Source organism: Noviherbaspirillum sp., from assembly GCF_036846085.1.
Taxonomy (GTDB): Bacteria; Pseudomonadota; Gammaproteobacteria; order Burkholderiales; family Burkholderiaceae_D; genus Noviherbaspirillum.
Map to the genome: position 1 here is coordinate 1 of NZ_DAIUCO010000244.1, position 8,134 is coordinate 8,134.

General features: G+C 63.2%; 6 protein-coding genes. 4 read left to right on the top strand and 2 right to left on the bottom strand.

Translation table 11 applies throughout. The annotated features are described in order from the left end of the window. Window positions 1–152: 152 nt before the first annotated feature. Complete coding sequence (locus V7080_RS21125) at window positions 153–3,446, top strand: carboxyl transferase domain-containing protein (RefSeq protein ID WP_334190364.1); 3,294 nt, start codon at window positions 153–155, stop codon at window positions 3,444–3,446. Further along, entirely contained in the window at window positions 3,446–4,006 is a 561-nt protein-coding gene (locus V7080_RS21130; RefSeq protein WP_334190365.1) for a DNA-3-methyladenine glycosylase, read from the top strand. Before V7080_RS21125 ends, V7080_RS21130 begins: the two co-directional genes overlap by 1 nt. Window positions 4,007–4,190: 184 nt before the next feature. On the opposite strand, the gene V7080_RS21135 is transcribed toward V7080_RS21130, so the two are convergent. After that, window positions 4,191–4,388 (bottom strand): hypothetical protein, encoded by a 198-nt coding sequence (locus V7080_RS21135; protein WP_334190366.1) that lies wholly within the window; start codon window positions 4,386–4,388, stop codon window positions 4,191–4,193. 81 nt (window positions 4,389–4,469) lie between these two features. Continuing rightward, the gene (locus V7080_RS21140) at window positions 4,470–5,741 is read right to left on the bottom strand and encodes an EAL and HDOD domain-containing protein (RefSeq protein ID WP_334190367.1); all 1,272 of its coding nucleotides are present in this window, start codon (window positions 5,739–5,741) and stop codon (window positions 4,470–4,472) included. A 202-nt stretch (window positions 5,742–5,943) separates the two neighbouring features. On the opposite strand from V7080_RS21140, the gene V7080_RS21145 reads away from it, so the two are divergent. Beyond that, on the top strand, window positions 5,944–6,489 hold the full coding sequence (locus V7080_RS21145) for a hypothetical protein (RefSeq protein ID WP_334190368.1): 546 nt from the start codon (window positions 5,944–5,946) through the stop codon (window positions 6,487–6,489). 283 nt (window positions 6,490–6,772) lie between these two features. After that, on the top strand, window positions 6,773–8,134 hold a 1,362-nt coding region (locus tag V7080_RS21150), incomplete at its 3' end, for a 7TM diverse intracellular signaling domain-containing protein (RefSeq protein ID WP_334190369.1).

Below are 8,134 nucleotides of genomic sequence, written 5' to 3' on the forward strand. Positions count from 1 at the left end.
CCCCTACCCCTCCCCCTGAAAGGGGGAGGGAACCTTACGGAGCATCGGACTAAGGCCAGTCACAATTTTCCCGTCGTTGTCATACTTCGGACCGCAGCACACTCTCAAAATAGCAATCTGCAAACACCAAATAACTACCAACAACATCCCGCATGACCATCACAACCCTGCTCATCGCCAACCGCGGCGAAATCGCCATCCGCATCGCCCGTGCCGCTGCCGAACTCGGCATCCGCACGGTCGCCGTCTATTCCGAGGACGACGCCGCCTCGCTGCATCTGCGCAAGGCCGATTCCGCGCGGCCACTGCGCGGCAAGGGCGCCGCGGCCTATCTCGACATGGACCAGATACTCGCAGCGGCACGGGAGGCCGGTTGCGACGCCGTCCATCCCGGCTACGGCTTCCTCAGCGAGAACGCCGAGTTCGCCCGCCGCTGCGCCGCGCAGGACCTGCTATTCGTCGGCCCGTTGCCGGAGACGCTGGAACTGTTCGGCGACAAGGCGCAGGCCCGCAAGCTGGCACAGCACTATCGGGTGCCGGTGGTGCATGGCACCGAGGGTGCGATTTCGGTCGAGCAGGCGAAAGCCTTCCTGGCGTCGCTCGGCAACGGCGGCGCGATGATGATCAAGGCGCTGGCCGGTGGCGGCGGGCGCGGCATGCGGGCAGTCAGCCGCATGCAGGACGTTGACGAGGCATATACCCGCTGCCGTTCGGAGGCGGTCGCCTCGTTCGGCAGCGGTGAGCTGTACGCGGAACAGCTGGTGCTGCGTGCGCGGCATGTCGAGGTGCAGGTCATCGGCGATGGCAGCGGCCGCGTCAGCCACCTCGGCGAGCGTGAATGCACGCTGCAGCGGCGCAACCAGAAACTGGTGGAGATCGCGCCAAGCCCTTCCCTGTCGCCCGCATTGCGCGGCCGCATCACCGATGCCGCAAAACGCATGGCGGAAGCGGTCAACTACGGCAGCCTCGGCACATTCGAATTCCTGGTGGATGAACACAGCGAGCAATTCATGTTCATCGAGGCCAACCCGCGCCTGCAGGTCGAGCACACCGTCACCGAAGAGGTCACCGGCGTGGACCTGGTGAAGGCGCAACTGCAGCTCGCCGGCGGCGCGTCGCTGGCCCAGCTTGGGCTGGAACAGGGCGACATACCGCCGCCGCGCGGCCACGCCATCCAGCTGCGCATCAACATGGAGACGATGCGGCCCGACGGCGACGCGCAGCCATCGGGGGGCACCCTCACCGCCTTCGAGCCGCCCTCCGGCGCCGGCGTGCGGGTGGATACCTTCGGCTATGCGGGCTATACCACCAGCCCCAGCTTCGATTCCCTGCTGGCAAAGCTCATCGTGCATTCGACGTCCGCGTCCTATGCCGACGCGGCGGCAAAGGCCTACCGTACGCTCTGTGAATTCCGCATCGACGGCGTACCGACCAATATCGGCTTCCTGCAGAACATCCTGCGGCATCCGGATGTGATCCTGAATCGTGTGCATACGCGGTTCGTCGAGGAGCGCATCGCGGATCTGCTGGCGGCCGCCGAACCTCACAGGAAGCTGTATGCCGATCTGCCGGAAGGCACGCGTGACGCAACAGCGGACACCAGACCGGAAGCGCCTGACGATACGGTCGCGGTCCCTGCCCCGATGCAGGGGTCGGTTGTCAGCGTCGATGTACGCGAAGGAGACATGGTGCGTACCGGGCAGCAGGTCGCGGTGATCGAGGCCATGAAGATGGAGCACATCGTCAAGGCACAGACGAGCGGGATCGTGAAGCAGGTGGCGGTGAACAAGGGCGATGTGCTGTTCCACGGCGCGCCGCTGCTATTTCTTGAAGCGTCCGAATCGGCGGCCGAGCATGCAGTCGACGAACAGGCGATCGATCCGGACCATATCCGCCCCGACCTTGCCGAAGTGCGCGAGCGCCATGCGATCGGACTGGATGCGATGCGCCCGGATGCGGTGGCGCGCAGGCGCAAAACCGGCCAGCGCACCGCACGGGAAAACATCGCCGACCTGTGCGACGACGATAGCTTCATCGAATACGGCGCGCTGGCAATTGCCGCCCAGCGCCTGCGCCGTCCGCTCGACGAACTCATCCGCATCAGTCCGGCCGATGGTTTGGTGGCCGGCGTGGGAGCGATCAACGGCGCGCTGTTTGATGATGCCAGCGCGCGCTGCATGGTGATGTCCTACGACTACACCGTGTTCGCCGGGACGCAGGGCATGATGAACCACAAGAAGACCGACCGCATGTTCCAGATCGCCGAGCAGCAGCAGTTGCCGGTGGTCATCTTCGCCGAAGGCGGCGGAGGCCGCCCGGGCGACACCGACGCGATGCTGGTGGCGGGCCTGGATGTCATGTCCTTCATCAACTTCGCCCGGCTCAGCGGACTGGTGCCGCGGGTCGGTGTGGTCTCCGGCCGCTGCTTCGCCGGCAATGCCGCCTTCCTCGGCTGTTGCGACGTGATCATCGCCACAGAGAATGCCACCATCGGCATGGGCGGACCGGCGATGATCGAAGGCGGGGGCCTTGGCGTCTTCCTGCCGGAACAGGTCGGCCCGGTCAGCATGCAGGCGCCCAATGGCGTCATCGATGTGGTCGTGCCGGACGAGGCGGAAGCAGTGCGCGTGACAAAGCAATACCTGTCCTACTTCCAGGGTGCGTTGAGCGAATGGGAATGCGCCGACCAGCGCGAACTGCGCCACCTGATCCCGGAAAACCGCTTGCGCTCCTACGATATCCGGGCGGTGATCGAGGCCATGGCGGACAAGGGTTCGGTGCTGGAGTTGCGGCGCCAGTTCGGCATCGGCATCATCACCGCGCTGGTGCGCATCGAGGGTCGCCCGTTCGGGCTGATCGCCAACAATCCGATGCATCTCGGCGGCGCCATCGATGCCGATGCCGCCGACAAGGCGGCACGCTTCATGCAACTCTGCGACGCCTTCGATCTGCCGATGCTGTCGCTGTGCGACACGCCCGGCTTCATGGTCGGTCCGGATGCGGAAAAGACAGCGATGGTGCGGCATGTATCGCGCATGTTCGTCACCGCCGGCAGCCTCAGCGTGCCGTTTTTCACCATCGTGCTGCGCAAGGGTTACGGCCTCGGTGCGCAGGCGATGGCCGGCGGCAGCTTTCATGCCCCCTTCTTCACCATTGCCTGGCCGAGCGGCGAGTTCGGCGCGATGGGCCTGGAAGGCGCGGTGCGCCTTGGTTATCGCAAGGAGCTGGAAGCGATCGCCGACCCGGCGGAACGCAAGGCGGCGTTCGAGAAAATGGTCGCGGAGTCCTATGAAAAGGGCAAGGCGATCAACATGGCATCCTTCCTCGAAATCGACGACGTCATCGACCCGATGGACTCCCGCCGATGGGTGATGCGCGGCCTGCGTTCAGCGCCGCCGCCTGCACCGCGCCATGGCAAGAAACGGCCTTTCGTCGATACGTGGTGATGCCGGACTTCGTTCGGCTGCCGCGCGCATTCTATGACCGGGATACGGAACTGGTCGCACGGGAACTGCTCGGCAAGTACCTGGTGCATGCGCAGCCGGGCATTGTGCGCATCGGCAGGATCGTCGAGACGGAAGCCTACATCGGCGCGCATGACCTGGCTTCGCACTCCTCGAAAGGCATCACGCCGCGTACCCGCATCATGTACGGCCCGCCCGGCCATGCCTATGTGTACATCATCTACGGCATGCATCACTGCATGAATGTCGTCACCGAGAAAGAAGGCCATGGTGCGGCGGTGCTGTTGCGGGCGGTGGAGCCGGTGGCCGGCATCGATGGCAACACGAAGGGGCCGGGGCTGCTGTGCAGGGCGATGGGCATCGACAGGCGGCTGAATGGCGTGGATCTGCTGGGAGACGAATTGTATGTGGCAGAGGGCGATTCGCAGGAGGCGTTCAGGGTGATCGAACGGCCGCGCATTGGGGTTGCGTATGCGAAGGAATGGGCATCGGCAAATTTGCGGTTTTATATCGAGGGGAACGGGTTTGTGTCACGGAAGTGAGCGGTGCGATTGATGGCAAGCAATTTGATTCGCCGTGCCGTTCACAGACGTGTTCGCCGGGGCGATGACTTAGGTACCATCACTGCGCTGCTCCCTCCGCTTTGCAGAGGGGAATGTTACGGCGCACTCTTCAAGTTCGTCTTTGACGGCGAGCGCAATCCACAAGCGATCAAGCTGTCGAGCCTCACGAATTCCTTCCCCCATTCGGCGGCGAATTCGCGCCATCCGGTTGCGTAATATTTAAATCCTCCAGCCCCGGCAGATGCGCGGGGCGTTCCTCCTTCGGCGGCTGGTCGATCGGCGCCGGGCCGGTCACATTCTGGTTCGCCAGTCCTTCGGATTGTTCACGTTCGGTTTTACTACGGTTATCGGACGGTTGCATGTCGGTCTCCAGTATGCGGCAGTGCGCAAAACCGTAGGACGCTTGCCTGTCTCGATAGTTCGTCTCCGCCTTGCGGGCCGGTCAGACATGCCGTGTCACCTGGTCGCTCCATTCAAACGCCGCCAGTTGCAGTGCATATAAATCATGGTGCGACAGCCGCAAGCCCTCGATGCCGTGCAGCAGTTCGGTCGCGCCCTTGTCCGCCCATTCGGTCTGCTCGGCCAGGACGAGCAGTTCGCCGAAATAGCCGCGCCGGTACAGCAGGGCATCCCCGACCTCCTTGGTCACCGGCATCTGCATCAGGATCTCCTCCATCGGCATGCCGAACAGGGAGTCCATCAGCGACATGATGCCGACGGTGAAGGCCGTATCGGCAATACCGCGGTTGCCGGGACGCAGCTTTTGCGCCGCCAGTTCCAGCAGGCGGCCACGGGTGGTCGCCTGCGTGAGCAGCGGCATCATGCGCGTGCCCTGCGGGCCGGCGGGTGCGTACAGCATGATCTGCAGCCAGCGTTGCAGCTGGTTGCGGCCCAGCACCATGAGCGCCTGGTGCAGCGAATCGATGCGGTGCGCGCTGACGGCAGGCGTATTGACGAGCCGCAGCAGGTTCAGGCCGAGCGTGGGTTCATGCTTGATGCCATCCTCGATATCGACCGTATCCGCGTCGGAAGCCAGCAGCGTGATCAGCCGGATGATCGCCGCCTGCGACGCCTTGAGCTTCCGCGCGGGCGTGATCTGCTGCCTGCAGAAGTAATACCCCTGGAAAATATCGAACCCGGCATCGCAGCACAACTGGAACTGCTGCGCGGTGTGCACGTTTTCCGCCATCACGGTTTTCCGGTGCGGATGCAGGCGGCCGCAGATCACCGCCAGTTCAGCGGCAATCTTGCCGGACGTGTCCACCTTGAGAATGTCGACCAGGGGCAGGAAGGCGGGCAACGTACGCTCCTGCTTATCGACATCGAGCGCAAAGCGGAAGCCGCTGCGCACCAGCTGCGCGATCCGGTTCAGCACTTCGGGGCTCGGTTCAACGCCGTTAGCGATCACCGGTACGACGCTTTGCGGCGGCAGAAAATTAAAGATATCGCTCATCAGCGCGGCCGAGTTGACATGGACGAAGCCAGGCACGTCGCCAATCACCCTGCTGAGGCCGTGCCGGATCACATCGGCGATGACGGAAACCGCGCCGTCGGTGTCATCCAGGGCGCCCGCGCTGTCGCCGGCGGCGCTGCAGAACAGCAACTCGTAGGCTTCCAGTTCCTGGCGGCGGTCGAGCACCGGCCGCCGCGTCATGAAAAACGGCGAGGCCAGCGTGATGCGATGGGTGTTGTTAAAGGTGACGCTGATACTCATGGCTCCCCCTGCGCGGCAGCCGGTAGCCGGTTGAATTGGTTGCTGGTTGTTTTTTCTTGCCTACCAGGAATAACGGCAGAAAACCGGATTACTTGAGCGGCGCAACCGGTGCTGCCTACCGCCTGCCGGAACTAAGGACAGGCGTGTCGTTCCTATCAAAAAGGCATCTGGCTTCACGACCCCCACGATGAAGGAGAACAGGATGAGCACGAATTCCAAGGACTATCCAGGCATGGTGACCGGCCTTTTTTATGACCGCGACAGCGCCGAGCGGGCCTACCAGGCGGTATCGGACCGCGGTTACGACACCAGCGACCTGAGCCTGGTGATGTCCGATGAGACCCGCGCAAAACATTTTGCCGATGGCGGGCAGCCAGGGCAGCCTGCCACCGAACTGGGAAACAAGGCCGCCGAAGGTGCAGGAATCGGCGGCGCGGTCGGCGGCACGCTGGGCGCGATCCTGGCGGCAGTTGCCGCGGCGGGCACCACCATCGCGCTGCCCGGCCTTGGCCTCGTGCTTGCCGGACCGCTGGCCGCCGCGGCGGCCGGCGCCGGCGCGGGTGCCGCCACCGGCGGCCTGCTGGGCGCACTGATCGGCTGGGGCATCCCCGAGGAGCGGGTCAAGCGCTATGAAAACGGCTTGAAGGAAGGCGGCATCCTCATGGGCGTGAGGCCACGCTCGGACGATGATGCACGCCACTTCGAAGAGCAATGGCGCAACAGTAAGGGCCAGCATATCTACCGGTAACAAGCCCATCGGCAGGAGACCGGCCAATGTGCCGGCGGCATGCATCCCCCGTTCGCAGCACGGCTCCCCTGCAGGTAAACTAACGCCCGTACTTTTCCAATCGAGAGATGTCCGAACCCACTGCTTCAGGTACCTCCTGAAAGAAGCAGCCCGACAGGTGGTCATGAGTCGGTTATGCGGAGTAACAGACGCCTGTTATATTGACTATAGGAAATATTAATTAGCCAGCAATGTAACCAACTATTAAGTAATAATAACGACTTCTTTTTACATTCCCGGCCTGATGCGCTTTCGCTCCTCCTTTCTTCGTCATGTCATGCTGCTGTTGCTCGCGATCGCCGGTCAGGCGCATGCCGCTTCGCTGCAGATCGACGGCCAGCCTTCCGGCGAGGCGTTCAACCTCACGCCCTACTGGAAGGTGCTGGAAGATCCGTCACGGCAATGGAATATCGACGATGTGCGCGCACCGGACCTGGCGCAACGTTTTGCGCCCCCGTCGGAAAACAGCGATTCGCTCAACTTCGGCATTACGGATTCGGCGGTATGGCTGCGGGTGACCCTGCAAAACCCGAGCGACGATGAACTGTTCCGCCGGCTGGAATTGGCCTATCCGTCGCTTCATTACGTGGACCTGTACACCGTCACGCCGGACGGAATGAAGCACATGGAGACGGGCGTGCTCCGCCCGTTTGCGCAACGGCCTGTTCCGCACCGCCATTTCGTGTTTCCGCTGCGGCTTGCCGCCAGGTCCGACACGACGCTGTACCTGCGCGTCGCATCCAGCGGCTCGCTGAATGTCGCCACCAAGCTGTGGCATACCCGCGCGTTCACGGAAAAAATCCTGCACGAATACATGATGCAGGCGTTTTACTTCGGCCTCGTGATCGCCCTCGGCCTGTTCAACCTGCTGCTTTTCATCTCCCTGCGCGATCCCACTTATTTCTATTACGTGCTGTTCGCGGCCAGCAGCGCGTTGTCGCTGCTGGCGTATAGCGGCCTCGGCCTGCAGTTCGTCTGGCCGGAAGCGACGGACTGGGCCGTGATCGCCACGATGATTGCATTCGCGCTCAACGGCGCCGCCCTGCTGCAGTTCCAGCGAAGGCTGCTTACCACCAGCCGGATCGTGCCGGCGCTGGACCGCGTGATGCTGGCATTCATCGGCCTGAACGGCCTGCAGATTTTTGCGTTTCTCTGGTCGTTCGAGCATACGCTGCGCGTCGGCATCGCGATGGATGTCGCGAATATCCTGCTGGCATTGGTGGTCGCCATCGCCTGCCAGCGGCGCGGCCAGCGCAGCGCGCCGTTTTTCCTGGTCGCCTTTGCCGGACTGGCGGTGACCGCGCTGCTCACGGCGGCCCGCAGCTTCGGCGTGAGCGGCATTCCCAATTTCATCACCATCTATGGCATCCAGATCGGATCGGCACTGGAAATGCTGCTGTTCTCGCTGGCGCTCGCCGATCGTTTCAATCAGCTCCGGCAGGAAAAGGAATACGCGCAGCAGCAACTCGTCGACAACCTGAAACGCTCCGAGCGCCTGCTGGAACTGCGGGTCGAGGAACGCACCGCCGAGCTGTCGCGCCGCAACGATGAACTGAAGCAACATGAACTGGCATTGAAGGCATCGAAGGAAACCGCCGAGGAATCG